Below are 16509 nucleotides of genomic sequence, written 5' to 3' on the forward strand. Positions count from 1 at the left end.
GATAGACTTCCCCCTTATGAACTCGCACGACGAAACCGAGATGGGCCCGCTGCTGTCAGGCATCGGCAGGCTGGCCGATTTCAAGTCGCTGGACGAGGACGACCTCCCGCGGCTCGCCGAGGAAATCCGCGAATTCCTCGTCGGCGCCGTCGCCAGGACCGGCGGCCACATCGGCCCGAACCTCGGGGTCGTCGAGCTGACCATGGCCATCCACCGGGTCTTCGACTCCCCGCACGACCAGATCGTCTTCGACACCGGCCACCAGTCGTACGTCCACAAAGCACTCACCGGCCGCGCCGGTCAGTTCGGCGGACTGCGCGGGCGCGGCGGCCTCACCGGCTACCCCAGCCAGGCCGAGTCCCCGCACGACCTCGTCGAGAACTCCCACGCCTCCACCTCCCTCTCCTACGCCGACGGCCTCGCCAAGGCCCACGCGCTCAGCGGATCCAACCGGCACGTCGTGGCCGTCGTCGGCGACGGCGCGCTCACCGGCGGCATGTGCTGGGAGGCGCTCAACAACATCGCCGCCCGCGACGACCTCAAACTCGTCATCGTCGTCAACGACAACGGCCGCTCCTACGCGCCCACCGTCGGCGGTCTCGCCAAGCGACTCTCGGGCCTGCGCCTCAACCCCGGCTACGAGCCCACCCTCAAGAAGATCCAGGAACTCGTCGAGCGCATCCCGGTCTTCGGCCGCGCCGCATACGCGGGCCTTCACGCCGCCAAGACCGGCCTCAAGGACGCGCTCGCCCCCCAGGGCATGTTCTCCGACCTCGGCATCAAGTACGTCGGACCCGTCGACGGCCACAACCTCGAAGAGCTCGCCGAGGCCCTCGACCGCGCCAAGCGCTTCGGCGGGCCCGTGATCGTCCACGCCCTCACCGAGAAGGGCCACGGCTGGGCCCCCGCCCGCGCCGACGAGGCCGAGCAGATGCACGCCCCTTCGGCCGCGTTCGACCCGATCACCGGCGAGCCGATCGCCGCCTCCAAGCGCCGCTGGACCGGCGTGTTCGCCGACGAGCTCGTGGCGCAGGCGAACCTGCGGCCCGAGGTCGTGGCCATCACCGCCGCCATGCCCGGCCCCACCGGGGTCGACAAGCTCATGAAGCGCCACCCCGAGCGGGTCTTCGACGTCGGCATCGCCGAGCAGCACGCGGTCACCTCGGCCGCCGGGCTCGCGATGAACGGCATGCACCCGGTCGTGGCCGTCTACTCCACGTTCATGAACCGCGCGTTCGACCAGACGGTCCTCGACGTGGCGATGCACCGGCTGCCGGTGACGTTCGTGCTCGACCGCGCCGGGATCACCGGCCCGGACGGCCCGAGCCACTACGGCATCTGGGACACCTCGATCTTCCGCGTCGTGCCGGGTCTGCGCATCGCCGCCCCGCGCGACGCCGCCTCGCTCCGCGAGGAACTCGCCGAGGCCCTCTCGGTCGACGACGGCCCGACGATGCTGCGCTTCCCGACCGGGGCGATCCCCGAGCACGACATCGAGGCCATCGAGGTCCACGAAGGACTCGACCTGCTCGTCAAGCACGAGGACGACGAACTGCTGATCGTCGCCTGCGGCTCGTTCGCCGCCACCGCGGTGCGGGTCTCGAGTCTCCTTGCGGAGCAAGGCATCCGCGCCACCGTGGTCGACCCGCGCTGGATCTCGCCGGTCCCTGACGCGCTGGTGAAGCTCGCGGGCCAGTACCCGCTCGTGGCGACGCTGGAGGACGGCGTCCGCACCGGCGGCTTCGGCGACGCGCTCGCCCAGTCGCTGCGCGACTCGGGCGACGAGACGCCGCTCGTGGACTTCGCGGTCGAACGCGGCTGGCACCCGCACGGCACCCGCGCCCAGCTCCTCACCGACCTCGGCCTGACGCCGGAGGCGATCACCGAGCGCCTCGCCGCCGAAGTCCACCGCCGCGGCGAAGCCGAAGCGCACCACCACCACTAGGACCCACTCGTTCGGGTGACATCGCGGCCGCCGGCCGCGGTTCTCGTCGTACCCGAGCGGGAGGATGGTGACCACGGTCCCCGGGGTGGGTGGGGGCTTGGGATGGCAAATCTCGAACATCGCCCCAACCGCACCGCAGGCGAAAGCGGCACGCAGGATCGCCGCCCGGAAACGAACAGCGGCGCGGCGGGTCCTGTTGGACCCGCCGCGCCTGGTGCTGTGTCAAAGAGACGCCGCGAGCGCGGCATCCGGTTGCACCGCTACCGCATCGACTTCAGGCTGTCGCGGATGCGGCGCACGTCGCGGCGGCGGCGTTCGAAGGTCGCGCCCGCGCCGATGAGGATCGCGCCGCCGATCGCGGGCGGGATCCACACCGGGATGTGGTGCCACAGCAGCGCCAGCTCGTTGATCGTCATGATCGCCAAAGCGATCGAGCCGAGCACGAGCGGCGCCTGCCAGCGGCGCATGAGCCCGGCGATGATCACCGCGACGGCCGCGGCGCCGACGCCGACGCGCCGGAGCTCGTCGCCATCGTTGAGGGCCAGGAGGAGGCTCGGGCCGATGCCGACGAGGATCGGCAGCGCCAGCGTCGACCACGATCCGGTCTCGGGCCGCTGCTCCAACCGCCACAGCCCGATGAGGAACACGATCGCCGCGGGCGGCGCGGTGTAGAACTCCAGCGTCTCGACCTCGAGCGCGCCCAGCATCCACCACCAGCCGAGCGAACCGGTGGACAGCGCCGCGATCACATAGCCCCACTTGCGAACCGGCGCCATGAACGCCGCCCCGACGAGGGCCACGGTGTAGACCCCCAACTGGGCGGCCGGGAACAGTTCGACGTCGCTGTCCCCGAAGCCCCAGTCCGCCACGAGCAGCAGCGCGCCGATCCCGATGGAGAACCCGGCGAGCACGTGGGCCAGCACGGCCGCGAGCACCCGGTCGGGGCGGCTGCGGCGCGGTGCGCCGACGGCGACCGAGAGCATGGCCGCCGCGGTGACGGTGAGCCAGAACGGGATCCAGCCGTCACCGGGGTTGAACGTGGCACTGTCGGCGGCGGCGAGCCCGGCGAGCGGGGCCCACACGGCCAGCGCCACCCAGCCGGTGCAGCGCCCTGGCAGAGTGCGGGAGGCCATCGCGGCGGTCAGGCCGATGAGCGCGCACAGGAGGAACCCGAGGGTCGGGACGGCGTCATAGCGCGCCGGGTCTTCGCTCCACAGCAGGATCGAAGCCGAGACGATCGCGAACGTGACCGCGAGCGCCACCGCGTCCACCCGGAAGCGCTTCGGGAGGAGGATCGAGCCGGCCGCCAAGGCCAGCAGGACGATCGGGACTTCCCAGCTGAACGGATCGGTGTGCGGGTCGAGGAGGACCCCGATGCCGCCGAACAGGGCGATGCCGGAGGCGATGACGGCGGTGCCGGCGCCGATCACGTAGGACCCGGTGCGCAGCGCGGTGCGCATCGGGTCGGCGGGCAAGGCCGAGGCGAGGCGGGCGGTGAGGAACACGACGAGGTAAGCGGTCAGATCGGGCGCGTCGAACGTGACCGTGGCGAACGCGGCCGCTGCGGTGAGACCGGCGGTCGAGTATGCGCTGAGCGGCCAGAAGTCGTCACGGGAGTCGAAGTGCACCAGTGCGACGATCGCGGCGCCGAGCAGCGCGATCGACGGCATGGCGAGTTCGGGGGCGTCGGACCGGATCGCGAGGGTCCACGCGGCGAGCACGAGCGAAGTGGCGGCCGAGGCGGCGACGAGCACCGCGGTCAGCGAAGCGCCGAGCTTGCGTGCGAAGTGGACGCTGAAGAGGTTCGCGGCGGCCAGGACCGCGACGGCGCCGGCGACGGGCGGGACGACCGGGCCGTCGAGCCCGAAGGCCGCGCGGAGTCCGGCCGAGCAGGCGGCGACGACCGCGGCGCAGGTCAGGAACCGCGAGACCCACAGGTCCGAGCGCTCGTAGTGGCTCGGACGCGTGGCGGTGATCCAGGCGGCGGCCCCGAGGGCCACCGCGATGGCGAGCATGAGGGCCACGGCGACGGCGAGGTCGCTGGCGGCGGCGTACGCCAAGCCGACCGCGGCGAGCGGCAGCATGGCCCAACCGGTCGCGGTGAGTCGCGCGGCGGCGCGGTAGATCGCGAGGACCGCCAGGACACCGGCGGTCCAGGCCCCGACGGACTGGGGCCCGAATTCGACGTCCGCGGGCCGGTACAGGTAGTACCCGGCGAGGGTGGTGCACCACAGCGCGAGCGCGGCGAGCGCCGCGAAGGTCTCGGCGGTGGCCCAGAGGCGGAACCGCTTGAGCGGGATCGGGACCGCGAGGAGCAGGAGGGTGACGCCGCCGAGGGTCGCGGCGCGGCCGCCGTTGCCCATGTTGCGCCAGGCGACGGCGGTGAAGATGATGAGCGCGGCGGCCACGAGCAGGCCGCCGAGGCCCAGCAGCATGGTCTGGACGGTCTTCGACCCGACCTCCCCGCGTTCGCGCGGCATCGGGAACGCGCCCGCGGGCGGGGTGTGCGGGTACGGCTGGATCTGCGGCGGGGCGGCGCTCTGCAGAGGCATGGCCTGCGGGGCGCCGCCCGGCGGCGTGTCGGGCGCGGTCTGAGGGGCGGCGACCGCGCCGGTTGAGGTCGGCGCCTGCGGTGTCGTCTCAGGGACGCGGGCCTGGCGTTCGGCTTCGGCAAGGTACTGGGCGGCGAGCTTCGTCAGGTTGTCGAGCACTTGGCGGCGCTCGACCTCGACGGCCGCGCGGCTGCGGAGCGTCGCCGGCATCACGGCCAGGACGGTGTCGAGTTCGCCGAGGCGCGCGAGCAGCGGTTCGGGTCCGCGTCCGCACACCTGGCACCGCTCGGCCGTGCAGGGGCTTCCGCAACGGGGGCAGTTGTATGTGGTCATGTGCACAGTGTGGTGGTCCTGTCAAATCCTGATTCGGGCAAAACGGACGCGTTTTGTATATCCGCCACAATGGTCGGCATACGCGGGCCACGCTTCCGGCCTGAATTCTTGCAGGTTTCCTCTAAACGGACCGCACACGGAAATAGGAACGGGACCCCGCTCGCAGCAGCGGGGTCCCGTTCCGTCGGGAGGAAGGAAAAAGTCTTAGCTCGCGCTCTCGTAAGCGTCGATGATGTCCCAGGCGAGGCCTTCCCACTGGGCGTAGTAGTCCGGGTAGGCCGAGACCTGGACGGACTGGGCCGCTTCGGCGATCGACATGTCCTGCCAGCCGTCGACGTCCTCGAGGGTGCCGTAGAACTTGCTCGCGGAGGTGCTCACGTCCATGAGCTCCTCGACCGAGCCCCAGCCCATCGAGGGGCGCTGCTGGAAGATCCCGACCGAGTCGTGGTCGGAGTACGAGACCTTGGAGTCGGTGTACTCGAAGCTCTCAGGGACGGCCTCGGAGGCGGCGTTGTACAGCTTCGCCTCCTGCATCGCGGTGGCGAGCGCGACCGCCCAGCCGTTCTCGTCGAAGCCCATCTCGGCGCCGGTCTCGATGATCGTGACGGCGTTCGCCTCCTGCTCGTCGTCGATGTCGGCGACGTCGATGTCGATCGTCTTGTCCTCCACGACGGGCTCACGTTCGGGCTCGGGTTCGGGCTCGGGCTCGGTGGTCGGCTCCGGCGTCGGCCTCTCGACGGCCTCCTTGTCGACCTCCTGAGGCGCCCTCATGGCGGCCGGGGCTTCGGTGGTGGCCGGGGCCTCGGTCGCGACGGCGACCTCTTCGGTGGGTTCCTCGGCGTTGCTGATGGCCCACGCGGCGGTCGCACCGGTACCGGTGAACACGGCGGCTGCGACGCCGACGACCGCGATGCGGCGGACGCGGTGGTGCTCGCCGTCGCCGGTGGTGAAGAAATTGCTCGACCTGTGGGAGATACCGGCCGCGGCGGCCCGGACCGTGCCGGTCACGCCTTCGATGATCTTGCGAATATGCACCGGGCAACCGTAGGGAGCGAAAAGCCCAGCTCAAGGCCGTGGTTCCCAGGGATCTCCCAGGTCGGCAACGGGTTTCTTAACTCCTCGGTTGGACCGCGGCATTTGCCTGGCATCGGCCCTATCGTGGCAATCGTGCGCGGTCCCGGCGTTCCCGGCGGCGTTCGTCTCCGCCGTTCGGCGGGAGCACCGCCGCCTGTCGGATGAAAATCAAACGGCCGAATGTTGATGTGATCGCGCTCATGTCGCCGGAGTAGTTGTTTGGCGACCGAATGTGTTGGTTACGCCTGCGGTGCCAACGGGAACGGGCCCCGCAGCGAAGCTGCGAGGCCCGTTCCTCTGGGAGGCGGGAGAAAAGTTTTTCGGTGTGCTAGGACTTGGCCTTCTCGTAAGACTTGACGATGTCCCAAGCCAGGTCCTCCCACTGGGCGTAGGCGTCCGGGTACGCCGAGACCTGCACGGTCTGCGCCGCCTTGGTGACGGACATGTCCTCCCAGTCGTCGACCCTCTCGAGCGCCTTGTAGAACTTGGAAGCCGACTTCTTCGGGTTCATGAGATCCTCGACCTCGCCCCAGGAGAGGCGCTGCTGGAAGAGGCCGACCGAGTCGTGGTCCGAGCCCTCGGCCTGGTAGTCGTAGTCGTAGGACTCCGGGACGTTCACGTTCGCGTAGTTCCGGAACTTGGACTCCTGCATGGCCGTCGCCAGGGCGACCGCCCAGGCGTCCCGGCCCAGGCCCTCGTCCTTGCCGGCCTCGATGATGGCGATGGCGTTGTCCATCTGGAGCTCGCTGAGCCCGCCGACGGGCTTGGGCTCGGCCGCTTCCTTGGCCGCTGCCTCGGCTGCTGCCTGGGCTGCTGCCTGGGCTGCGGCCTCAGCGGCCGCCTGCTGGTCAGCCGCGATCTGGTTCGCGGCGGCCGCTGCGGACTCGTCGGAGAGTGCGGCCTCGGCCGCGGCGACGGTGCTCGAGGACTGGTCGAGGGACGGCTCGTCGATACCGGTGATGGCCCACGCGGCGCTGCCGGTGGAACCGACGAAGATCGCGGTGGCCGCGCCCATGACGGTCATGCGCAGACCGAATCGGTCGACGACCTTCTTGACCAGCGGCCGTGCCAGGTCGGCGGCCTTCTTGACCAGCGGCCTCGCCAGGTCGGCGACCTTGGAGGCGACGATGGCGGCCACGTCCTGCAGCAGGGCGGTCCAGGGCTGGATGTGCCGGGCCATCCAGGAGAACATCGGCTTGGTCCGCTCAATGGCGGGAGCCGCGGCGACTCGGAGTCGTCTCACGAGGGTCGCTATGGCGGGAGCCGCGGAGTTATTGAGAAACGCGACGAGGGTCGCGATGACTGCGCCTACACGGGCGGAGATGACTGCGCCGAAACGGGCGGTCAGGATTTGGAATCGTTCGCTCAAGCCATTGGCCAGCGGTTTGAGTCGCTTGCGGATGGAGAGGGCGGCGCTCTGGGCGAAGCCAGTCACGCCTTCATTCGTCTGGCGGTTTCGCACTGGCCAAACGTAAGAGCAGAAATACGAACACGAAAATCGGTCATATCAAAGGAAGGCCAATTTGGAAAGCGGTACATAACCACGCGCTCTACTTGAGGGATTCGCCAGGAAGTAGAACTGTAGTGATTACAATCCGTTTCATTCCCGTTACTGCCGTGTTATCGCCGACCCCAGTGGTACAGGGGACGAGCCCGGCCTCATCCTTTCGGACAAGACCGGACTCGACTGAAAGATAATGAGACCGGGCCCACTTAAACGTTCGCCGCGAACGGTGATCCGGACACCGCGGTCGAAATTCCCTCGCGGTCCAGGTACGGCGTCAGCCCGCCCAACCAGAACGGGAAGCCCGCGCCCATGATCATCGCCAGGTCGATCTGCTTCGGTGAGGGCACCACGCCCTCATCGAGCATGAACCGTACCTCCTCCGCCAGCCCCCTCAGCACCCGGTCCTTGACCTCCTCGGCCGACGAAGCCTCGTCGCCGAGCTCGATCAGGCCCTTCGCCTCCTCGGTCAGCCTCCCCTTGCCCTTCGCCGCGGCGTCGAACACCGGGAAACCGGCCTCGGCCATGCGCCGCAGGTTCTGCGACGCCGGGAACCGCGGCCCCAGGTCCTCGTTCAGGTGCTGGCACAGGTGCCAGGCCACCTGGAGACCCACGAGCTCCAGCAGCGCGAACGGCCGCATCGGCAGCCCCAGCTCGTCGAGCGCCACGTCAGCGACCTCCACGGGCGTGCCCGCGTCCACCGCCCCCGTGACCTCAGCGAGCATCCGGCCCAGCAGACGGTTCACGATGAACGCCGGCCGGTCGGCCGAGCCCACCGCGGTCTTCTTCAGCTTCTTCGCCACCGCGTACGCCGTCGCCAGCGTCTCGTCGTCGGTCTTGTCGGTCGCGATGACCTCCACCAGCGGCATCACCGCCACCGGGTTGAAGAAGTGCATCCCCACCAGGCGCTCAGGGTGCGCCAGCTGCGAACCCATCGCCGTGATCGACAGCCCCGACGTGTTGGTGACCAGCAGGCACTCGTCCGTGATGATCGACTCGACCTCCGCGAACACCGCCTGCTTGACCTTCAGCTCCTCGAAGACCGCCTCGATCACCAGGTCGCAGTCGGCGTAGACCGCCTTGTCGGCGCTGGCCGACACGAGCGAACGCAGCTTCGCGGCCTTGAGCTTCGACGTGCGGCCCTTCGCCTCCAGCTTGTCGATCTCGGCCCGCACGTACGCCAGGCCCTTCTGGGCCCGGTCCTCGTCGAGGTCCGTCATCACGACGGGCACTTCGAGGCGGCGCGCGAACATGAGCGCGATCTGCCCGGCCATGAGCCCGGCTCCGACGACGCCGACCTTGCCGATCTCCTTGGCCAGCCCCGGGCTCGGCGCGCCCTCGGGACGCTTGCCAAGGGCCCGAACCAGGTTGAACGCGTAGATGCTCGACTGGAACTGCGGCGCGGCCTCCAGGTCGGCGAGCGCCTCGTCCTCGGCGAGCGAACCCTCTTCGAAGCTCGCGGACTGCGCCAGCTCCAGCAGGTCCAGCGCCCGCACGGCCGCGGCCGAAGCATTGTGGACCTTCTCGTCCACGAGCTGCCGCGCCCCCGCGATCACCGCGGGCCACACCGACCGGTCCACCTCGGGGCGCTCCACGGCGGTCTTGCCGGTGACGACGCCGACCGCCCAGTCGAGCGACTCCTCGAGGAAGTCCGCGGCCTCGAACTGCGCGTCCGCGATGCCCAGCGGCACCAGGTCGGTGCCGCGCAGCATCTTGTTCTGGTTCAACGGGTTTCCGACGATGACCTGCGCGGCCTTCTCGATCCCGATGAGGTTCGGCAGGATCTGCGAGCCGCCCCAACCGGGGATGAGCCCGATCGAGACCTCGGGCAGGCCCAGGCCCACGGCGCTGGCGCTCACCGTGCGGTAGTGGCAGTGCAGCGCCAGCTCGAAGCCGCCGCCGAGCGCGGTGCCGTTGACGAACGCGAACGTGGGGACCGCGGAGTCCTTGAGCCGCTTGTAGAGCGCGTGCCCGGCCTGGGCCAGCATCAGGCCCTGCTCGCGGGACTCCAGGCTCGGCATGAGCTTGATGTCGGCGCCGGCCAGGAAGATGAACGGCTTCCCGGTGACGGCGACGAGCTTGACGTCCTCTGCGGACTCGACCTCGTCCAGTGCGCGCCACAGGTTCTTGAGCCCGCCTGGCCCGAACGAGCTGGGCTTGGTGTGGTCGTAGCCGTTGTCGAGCGTGATGATCGCGGCCTTGCCGCCGAGCCCGCGGGGCTCGAGGTAGCGGACGTGGGCTTCGGTGACGACCTCTTCCGCGAAGTCGGGAAGGTCGAGCGGCGTCGCGTACATTACTTGGCCCCCTTGAAGTTCGGGTTCTCCCAGATGACCGTGCCGCCCTGGCCGAGGCCGACGCACATGGTGGTGATGCCGTAGCGCACCTCGGGGTGCACGGCGAACTCGCGGGCGAGCTGCGTCATGAGGCGCACGCCCGAGGAGGCCAGCGGGTGGCCCATCGCGATCGCTCCGCCCCACGGGTTCACGCGCGGGTCGTCGTCGGCGATCTTGAAGTGGTCGAGGAACGCCAGCACCTGGACGGCGAAGGCCTCGTTGATCTCGAACAGCCCGATGTCCTCGATGGACAGTCCGGTGCGGGCGAGGACCTTCTCCGTGGCCGGGATCGGGCCCGAGCCCATGGTCTCGGGGTCGACGCCCGCGAAGGCGTAGCCGACCATCTTCATGGCCACCGGCAGCCCCAGTTCGGCGGCGGTCTCGGCGTCGGCCAGGAGGCACGCGGTGGCGCCGTCGGTGAGCGGCGCGGCGGTCCCGGCGGTGACGCGGCCGTGCGCGCGGAACGGCGTCCGCAGGTTCGCGAGGCCTTCGAGGGTGGTCCCGGGGCGCGGCAGCTCGTCGGCGGTCGCGACGGTCCAGCCCTCGTCGACCGAGCGCGCGGCCATCGAGGTGATGTCCCCGCTCAGCTGCTCCACGGCGGCGGCGTAGCGCTGCTGCGTGCCCACGGCGTACGCGTCGGCGCGCGCCTTGGTGATGTGCGGGTAGAGGTCGTGCAGGTTCTCGGCCGTGTTGCCCATGTTGAGCGCCTCGGGGTCGACCAGCCGCTCGGCGATGATGCGCGGGTTGGGGTCCACGCCTTCGCCCATGGGGTGGTTCGACATCGACTCGACGCCGCCGGCGATGGCGATGTCGTACTGCCTCGCGGCGATCGCGGAGGACACGCTCGTCACCGCGGTCATCGCGCCCGCGCACATGCGGTCGATCGAGTAGCCGGGGACGGACCGGGGCAGCCCGGCCAGGAGCGCGGCGGTGCGGCCGAGTGTGAGGCCCTGGTCGCCGATCTGCGTCGTGGCCGCGAGGGCCACTTCGTCGACCCGCTCAGGCGGCAGCCCCGGGTTGCGGCGCAGCAGCGACCTGATGCAGCGGATGATCATGTCGTCAGCGCGGGTCTCTTCGAAGAGTTTGCCCGCCTTGCCGAACGGGGTCCGTACCCCGTCGACGAAGACGACATCGCGGATGGTGTCGTTCACGCCAGCCCCTCCTTTGGGTATGCAGCGTCGTATTGAGTGCTACGTCACGACCGATGTTACTCGCTAGTAAGATCAATGTCACGGCCCCACCCAGCCTAGTGTCCGCCGACCCCGATGCGCCCTGTCAACGCAGGTGAAAGCCCTGGATTCAACTCGCTTCGCCGCGCCCGAGCGCGCCGCCGCTAGCCTGTGCCGGATGAGCGACCCTGAGCCGTCCGAAAGTCACCGCCGATCGATTCCGACGCGGCTGTGGGCCGTTCCCCTGGTCCTGGTCCTGGCCGCCGCTGCCGGCGTGACGATCTTCTTCCAGAGTTCGTTCTTCGACCCGGTGGACTGCGCGGCGACCGTCGCCTGCGGTGAAGGGGACGTGTGCTGCGAAGGGGACCACGGCCCGGTCGAGCCCGAAGATCCCGCGGCGGTGCAGTTCACCGATGCGACCGACCTGACCGCCGGCGCGGCCGCGTTCACCGCGACCGACGGCTACCTGGCCCTCGCCGCCCCGGGCGTCTGGGTCCCGGATCTCGAACGCGAAGGCTGGACGCCGATTCCGGACGGGGAACTGGTGGACGCGCAGTTCGGTTTCACTTCCGGCGACGTCCGGGTCGACTGCTACGGGCCCGGTGAGCGCCCCGTGCTGATCGTCGACACCGACGTCTTCAGCGCGATCGCCGTCGCGCAGCGCGCCCGCAACGACGAGGCCTCGGTCTACGAGCGCACCGGCGCACCGGAATTCGGGCACTACCGCGTCGACGGCCGCGCCGTCCTCGCCGCCGAAGCCGAATACACCTGGACGACCCGCGTCGACCCCGACACCGGCGAGATCACCGAAGGCGAATGGAACGAACGCTGGGGTTTCGTCGCCGTCTACCTGGGCGACTCGAGCGCCGCCATCTGCTCATACGGCGGTCCCGCGGACGCCGAACCCCTAGACGACGTGCAGGACCACCTGCTCGGCGTCCGCTTCGCCGGCTAGCGCCGCCGCCTCAGGCGTTGAGGGCCTCGGCGAGGCCTTCGGCCAGCAGTTCGATCTGCCATTCGCGGGCGCCGCCCTCGGTGAGCACGGTGCGGACGTACTTGGCGGAGACCTTCTTCGGGGGCTCCCAGGCCAGGCCGCGGACGAGGGCGGGGGCGATGAGGTTCTCGGCGGGGAGGTTGTGCTTCTCGGCGATCTCGGTGACGACCGCGCGGGCGGCGGCGAGGCGTTCGGCCGCGACCGGGTCGCGGTCGGCCCAGCGGTGCGTGGCGGGCGGGCCGTCCTGGGGCGGGGTGGTCGAGGGCAGGTCCTCGGTGGGCACGGTGCGGGCGTCGGCGAGGGCCGCGAGCCACAGGCGGGCGTTCGTGCGCCCGCCGCGTCTGCGGAAGCCCGGCAGGCTCATCATCTCGGCGAAGTCGGTCGGGTCCGCGGTCGCGGCCTCGACGATCGCCGCGTCCGGCAGCACCTTGCCCGGCGCCCGGTCGAGCTTGCGGGCCAGGTTGTCCCGGGCCTCCCACACCGCGCGCACCCGGCCGAGGGCCTTGGCGCCGCGCACCTTGTGGATGCCGCTGGTGCGCCGCCACGGCTCCTTGCGGGGCTTGGGCGGGCCGGCGAGGCGCACGTGCTCGAACTCGGCCTCGGCCCAGGCGGACTTGCCCTGCTTGGCGAGTTCGGCCGCGAGCTTGCCGCGCAGTTCGATGAGGAGTTCGACGTCCAAGGCGGCGTAGACGAGCCAGTCGTGGGGGAGCGGGCGCGAGGACCAGTCGGCCGCTGAATGCTGCTTCTCGAGGCGGTGGCCGAGGAGCTGTTCGGTGATCGAGGCGAGCCCGACCTTCTCGAAGTTGCACAGGCGCGCGGCCAGCTCGGTGTCGAAGAGCTTGGTGGGGCGCAGTTCCAGCTCTTCGAGGCACGGGAGGTCCTGGCTCGCGGCGTGCAGGATCCACTCGGGTCCCGTCAGCGCCCGGCGCAGCGGCGCGATGTCCTCGATCGGGATGGGGTCGACCAGGACCGATCCGGCGCCGGCGCGGCGCAGCTGGATGAGGTAGGCCCGACCCGAGTAGCGGAAGCCGGAGGCGCGCTCGGTGTCGATGGCGATGGGACCGGACCCGGCCTCGAGGCGTTCGGCCGCCTCGGCCAGTTCGGCGGAGGTCTGGATGAGCGGCGGCATGCCTTCACGCGGCTCGGTGAGGAGTTCGGCTTCGGCTTCGGGCTCGGGCTGGGGATCGGTCACCCGTTCACCGTACGGCCAGGTAACCTGCGCGCGCTACTGCCCCGCCGCACAGGAGACCGATTTCCACCCGATAGTGGCTTAATCGACCTATTTGACCTCCATGATGGACGGCCGCTCGCAGGGTGGCCCGCCACAGTCCGTGCGCGAGTGCGGGGCACATCGCAACCGGACCGATGCGGGCCACATCGCACTCGCCGCTGCGGGCGAGTGTGCGATCGCCGTGAAAGGATTGGAGCGTGTCCAACGCAGCAGCAGCCGTACCCGCAGAGTCGCCGTTCCTCGCCGCCTGCCGCGGCGAGGAGCCGAGCCGTACCCCCGTCTGGTTCATGCGCCAGGCCGGGCGGTCGCTCCCCGAGTACAAGCAGGCCCGCGCGGGCACCTCGATGCTCGAAGCGTGCAGCACCCCCGAACTTGTCGCCGAGATCACGATGCAGCCGGTGCGACGCTACGGCGTCGACGCCGCGATCTTCTTCTCCGACATCGTCGTCCCGCTCGCCGCGATCGGCGTCGACGTCAAGATCGTCCCCGGCGTCGGCCCCGTCGTCGCCGAGCCGTTCCGCACCGAGGCCGACGTCAAGCGCCTGCGCAACCTCGACCCGTGCGACGTCCCCTACATCACCGAGGCCATCGGCCTGCTCGTCAAGGAACTCGGCGACACGCCGCTCATCGGCTTCGCCGGCGCCCCGTTCACCCTCGCGTCCTACCTCATCGAGGGCGGCCCCAGCCGCGACCACGCGAAGACCAAGGCGCTCATGAAGTCCCAGCCCGAGGTCTGGCACGGCATCGCCTCCCGCCTCGCCGCCATCTGCGGCGAATTCCTCCGCGTCCAGGTCGAGGCCGGCGCACAGGCCGTGCAGCTCTTCGACTCCTGGGCCGGGGCCCTCTCCGAAGCCGACTACCGCCGCTTCGCGCTGCCGCACTCCACCGCCGCGCTCGCTGGCGTCGCGAACTCCGTGCCGCGCATCCACTTCGGCGTCGGCACCGGGCACCTGCTCGAGGCCATGACCGAGACCGGCGCCGAAGTCAGCGGCGTCGACTTCCGGATCCCGCTCGACCAGGCCGCGAAGCGCCTGCCCGACAAGGTCCTCCAAGGCAACCTCGACCCGGCCCTGATCCTCGCCGACGACGCCGCGCTGCTCGCCGAGACCGACGCCGTCCTCGACGCCGCCAAGGGCGCCAAGGGCCACATCTTCAACCTCGGCCACGGCGTCCTGCCCGACTCCGACCCCGCGAAGCTCAAGCTCGTCGTCGACCGCGTGCACGAGACCACCGCCCGATGAGCCCGATGACCCCCGCCCGCCTGACGGGCACGCCGGGCCGGACCCGGGTCCTGGTCATCGGCGGCGGCATCACCGGCCTCGCCGCCGCGCACCGCCTTCGCGAACGCCTCGGCCCGGAGGCCGAGATCATCGTCGCCGAGCAGGCGATGCGCATGGGCGGCAAGATCCACACCGTCGACTTCGCCGGACGCCAGGTCGAGACCGGCGCCGAATCGCTCCTGGCCGCCCGGCCCGAGGCGACCGCGCTCGCACACGCGGTGGGGCTCGGCGACGCGATCGTCTACCCCTCGGACGCCAAGCCCGCCTTGAGCATCGGCGGCGAACTCGTCGACTTCCCCGCCGGGCACATGATGGGCATCCCCGGCGACCCCGCCGACGTCGCGGCGGTCGCCAACGCCAAAGAGCGCCCCGACAACGGCCTCCCGATCCTCGAACCCGGCCAGGACATGTCCGTCGGCGCCCTCGTGCGCGACCGCCTCGGCGACGAGATCCTCGACCGGCTCGTCGCCCCGATGCTCGGCGGCGTCTACGCCGGCGACGTCGACCGGCTCTCCGTTCGCGCCGTCATGCCGCAGCTCGCCGCCGCCCTCGAACGCCATGCGCGCCTTACCGACGCGGTGAACGAGATCAAACGGCCGCCGAGCGACGGCCCCCGCAGACCCGTGTTCGCCACCATCGACGGCGGCCTCGAACGGCTCGTCACCGCCACGTCCGCCTCCGCGCGCGCCGAGATCCGCCTCGGCATGACCGTCCGCGAACTGCGCCAGACCCCCTACGGCTGGGAGGTCATCGCCGGGCCCGTGCCCGACCCGATCAAGATCACCGCCGACGCCGTGGTCCTCGCCGTGCCCGCCTCGCCCGCGACCCAGCTCCTCCGCGCCGTCGAACCCCAGGCCGCCGCCGCCCTCTCGGGCGTCGCCTACGCCTCGGTCGCCTTGGCCGCCTTCGCGTTCGACCAGGTCGACCTGCCCGACCGCTCCGGGTTCCTCACGCCCGCCTCCGAAGGCAAGACCGTCAAGGCCGCCACCTTCGCGAGCAAGAAATGGCCGCACCTGGGCCGCCGCCGCCAGATCGTGCGCGTCTCCATGGGCCGCCTCGGCGAAGAGGCCCTCCTCCAGCACGACGACGCCACCCTCGCCAAGACCGCCCTGCGCGAACTCGGCGAGCACCTCGGCCAGCGCCTGCCCGAACCCGTCGCGCAACGCGTCGACCGCTGGGGCGGCGCCCTCCCGCAGTACGCTCCCGGCCACGGCGCCCGCATCGCGGCCGCTCGCGAAGCGCTCGCCGAGCACCGCGGCATCGCGATTGCCGGCGCCGCCGTCGACGGCGTCGGCATCGCCGCGTGCATCGCGTCCGGGCAGCGCGCCGCCGATACGGTCGCTGACATGCTGAACGACTCGAACTAGAAGGGCCGCAACGTGGCTGAACACCAGGGGAACAACCCGAACGCGCAACGCATCAAGGAACTGAACGAGACCATCCGCTACACCCTGTGGTCGGTGTTCCGCGTCCAGGAGCCCATGCCCTCGATCCGCCAGGACCTCGCCAGCGACACCGAGGCGTTCTTCGCGAAGCACTGCGCCGACCACGGCGTCACCGTGCGCGGCACCTACGACCTCACCGGCATGCGCGCCGACGCCGACCTCATGGTCTGGTGGCACGCCGAGTCCAGCGACCAGCTCCAGAAGGCCTACTCGGACTTCCGCCGCTCCGCCCTCGGCCGCCACCTCGCCCCCGTCTGGTCGAACATGGCGCTGCACCGGCCCGCCGAGTTCAACCGCAGCCACCTCCCGGCGTTCCTCACCGAGGACCCGAAGGGCTACGTGTCCGTCTACCCGTTCGTGCGGTCCTACGACTGGTACCTCCTCCCGGACGAGGAGCGCCGCGACCTGCTGCGCGAGCACGGCCAGATGGCCCGCGACTACCCGGACGTGCGGGCCAACACCGTCCCGGCCTTCTCCCTCGGCGACTACGAGTGGATCCTCGCCTTCGAGGCCGACGAACTCCACCGCATCGTCGACCTCATGCGCGAACTGCGCGCTTCCCGCGCGAGACTCTATGTGCGCGAAGAGATCCCGTTCTACACCGGCAAACGCCGCACGATCACCGACATCATCAACGACCTCCCGTAGA

General features: G+C 70.5%; 11 protein-coding genes. 5 read left to right on the top strand and 6 right to left on the bottom strand.

Going from position 1 to position 16509, the window contains the following annotated elements:
• The first annotated feature begins 16 nt into the window (after window positions 1-16).
• Window positions 17-1945: a 1-deoxy-D-xylulose-5-phosphate synthase gene (gene dxs, locus ACFO8M_RS02690; RefSeq protein ID WP_387970109.1), complete on the top strand. Its 1929-nt coding sequence runs from the start codon at window positions 17-19 to the stop codon at window positions 1943-1945.
• A 260-nt stretch (window positions 1946-2205) separates the two neighbouring features.
• Here dxs and ACFO8M_RS02695 read toward each other — a convergent pair whose 3' ends face one another.
• The 5 genes from ACFO8M_RS02695 to ACFO8M_RS02715 form a co-directional block, all read right to left on the bottom strand.
• Window positions 2206-4830 (bottom strand): SCO7613 C-terminal domain-containing membrane protein, encoded by a 2625-nt coding sequence (locus ACFO8M_RS02695; RefSeq protein ID WP_387970111.1) that lies wholly within the window; start codon window positions 4828-4830, stop codon window positions 2206-2208.
• 204 nt (window positions 4831-5034) lie between these two features.
• The gene (locus tag ACFO8M_RS02700; protein ID WP_387970113.1) at window positions 5035-5865 is read right to left on the bottom strand and encodes a hypothetical protein; all 831 of its coding nucleotides are present in this window, start codon (window positions 5863-5865) and stop codon (window positions 5035-5037) included.
• Window positions 5866-6232: 367 nt separating this feature from the next.
• A complete protein-coding gene (locus ACFO8M_RS02705) occupies window positions 6233-7147 on the bottom strand; it encodes a hypothetical protein (RefSeq protein WP_387970115.1) in 915 nt (304 codons plus the stop codon).
• 470 nt (window positions 7148-7617) lie between these two features.
• Window positions 7618-9702 (bottom strand): 3-hydroxyacyl-CoA dehydrogenase NAD-binding domain-containing protein, encoded by a 2085-nt coding sequence (locus ACFO8M_RS02710; RefSeq protein ID WP_387970118.1) that lies wholly within the window; start codon window positions 9700-9702, stop codon window positions 7618-7620.
• Complete coding sequence (locus ACFO8M_RS02715) at window positions 9702-10892, bottom strand: thiolase family protein (protein ID WP_387970121.1); 1191 nt, start codon at window positions 10890-10892, stop codon at window positions 9702-9704. The genes ACFO8M_RS02710 and ACFO8M_RS02715 overlap by 1 nt, the downstream gene beginning before the upstream one ends.
• A 196-nt stretch (window positions 10893-11088) precedes the next feature.
• Here ACFO8M_RS02715 and ACFO8M_RS02720 point away from each other — a divergent pair, with 196 nt between their 5' ends.
• Complete coding sequence (locus tag ACFO8M_RS02720; protein ID WP_387970123.1) at window positions 11089-11865, top strand: hypothetical protein; 777 nt, start codon at window positions 11089-11091, stop codon at window positions 11863-11865.
• Between the two features lie 10 nt (window positions 11866-11875).
• Here the strand turns inward: ACFO8M_RS02720 and ACFO8M_RS02725 are convergent, their stop codons facing one another.
• Window positions 11876-13096: a ribonuclease D gene (locus ACFO8M_RS02725; protein ID WP_387970126.1), complete on the bottom strand. Its 1221-nt coding sequence runs from the start codon at window positions 13094-13096 to the stop codon at window positions 11876-11878.
• Between the two features lie 236 nt (window positions 13097-13332).
• Here ACFO8M_RS02725 and hemE point away from each other — a divergent pair, with 236 nt between their 5' ends.
• Genes hemE through hemQ form a run of 3 tightly spaced genes read left to right on the top strand, consistent with a single transcriptional unit; the run spans window position 13333 to window position 16508 of the window.
• Entirely contained in the window at window positions 13333-14376 is a 1044-nt protein-coding gene (gene hemE, locus ACFO8M_RS02730; protein WP_387970129.1) for a uroporphyrinogen decarboxylase, read from the top strand.
• Window positions 14373-15782, top strand: coding sequence for a protoporphyrinogen oxidase (gene hemG / locus ACFO8M_RS02735; protein WP_387970132.1), 1410 nt, complete (start codon window positions 14373-14375; stop codon window positions 15780-15782). The genes hemE and hemG overlap by 4 nt, the downstream gene beginning before the upstream one ends.
• A 12-nt stretch (window positions 15783-15794) precedes the next feature.
• Window positions 15795-16508, top strand: a complete 714-nt coding sequence (hemQ, locus tag ACFO8M_RS02740) for a hydrogen peroxide-dependent heme synthase (RefSeq protein ID WP_387970135.1) — start codon at window positions 15795-15797, stop codon at window positions 16506-16508.
• Window position 16509 lies beyond the last annotated feature (1 nt).

Source organism: Glycomyces rhizosphaerae, assembly GCF_042647865.1.
Taxonomy (GTDB): Bacteria; Actinomycetota; Actinomycetes; order Mycobacteriales; family Micromonosporaceae; genus Glycomyces; species Glycomyces rhizosphaerae.

What these genes read in the sequence shown, in the direction of transcription:
- dxs (WP_387970109.1), top strand. Translation starts at nt 17, where the DNA reads ATGAACTCGCACGACGAAACCGAGATGGGCCCGCTGCTGTCAGGCATC.
- ACFO8M_RS02695 (WP_387970111.1), bottom strand. Translation starts at nt 4,830, where the DNA reads ATGACCACATACAACTGCCCCCGTTGCGGAAGCCCCTGCACGGCCGAG.
- hemG (WP_387970132.1), top strand. Translation starts at nt 14,373, where the DNA reads ATGAGCCCGATGACCCCCGCCCGCCTGACGGGCACGCCGGGCCGGACC.
- ACFO8M_RS02710 (WP_387970118.1), bottom strand. Translation starts at nt 9,702, where the DNA reads ATGTACGCGACGCCGCTCGACCTTCCCGACTTCGCGGAAGAGGTCGTC.
- ACFO8M_RS02720 (WP_387970123.1), top strand. Translation starts at nt 11,089, where the DNA reads ATGAGCGACCCTGAGCCGTCCGAAAGTCACCGCCGATCGATTCCGACG.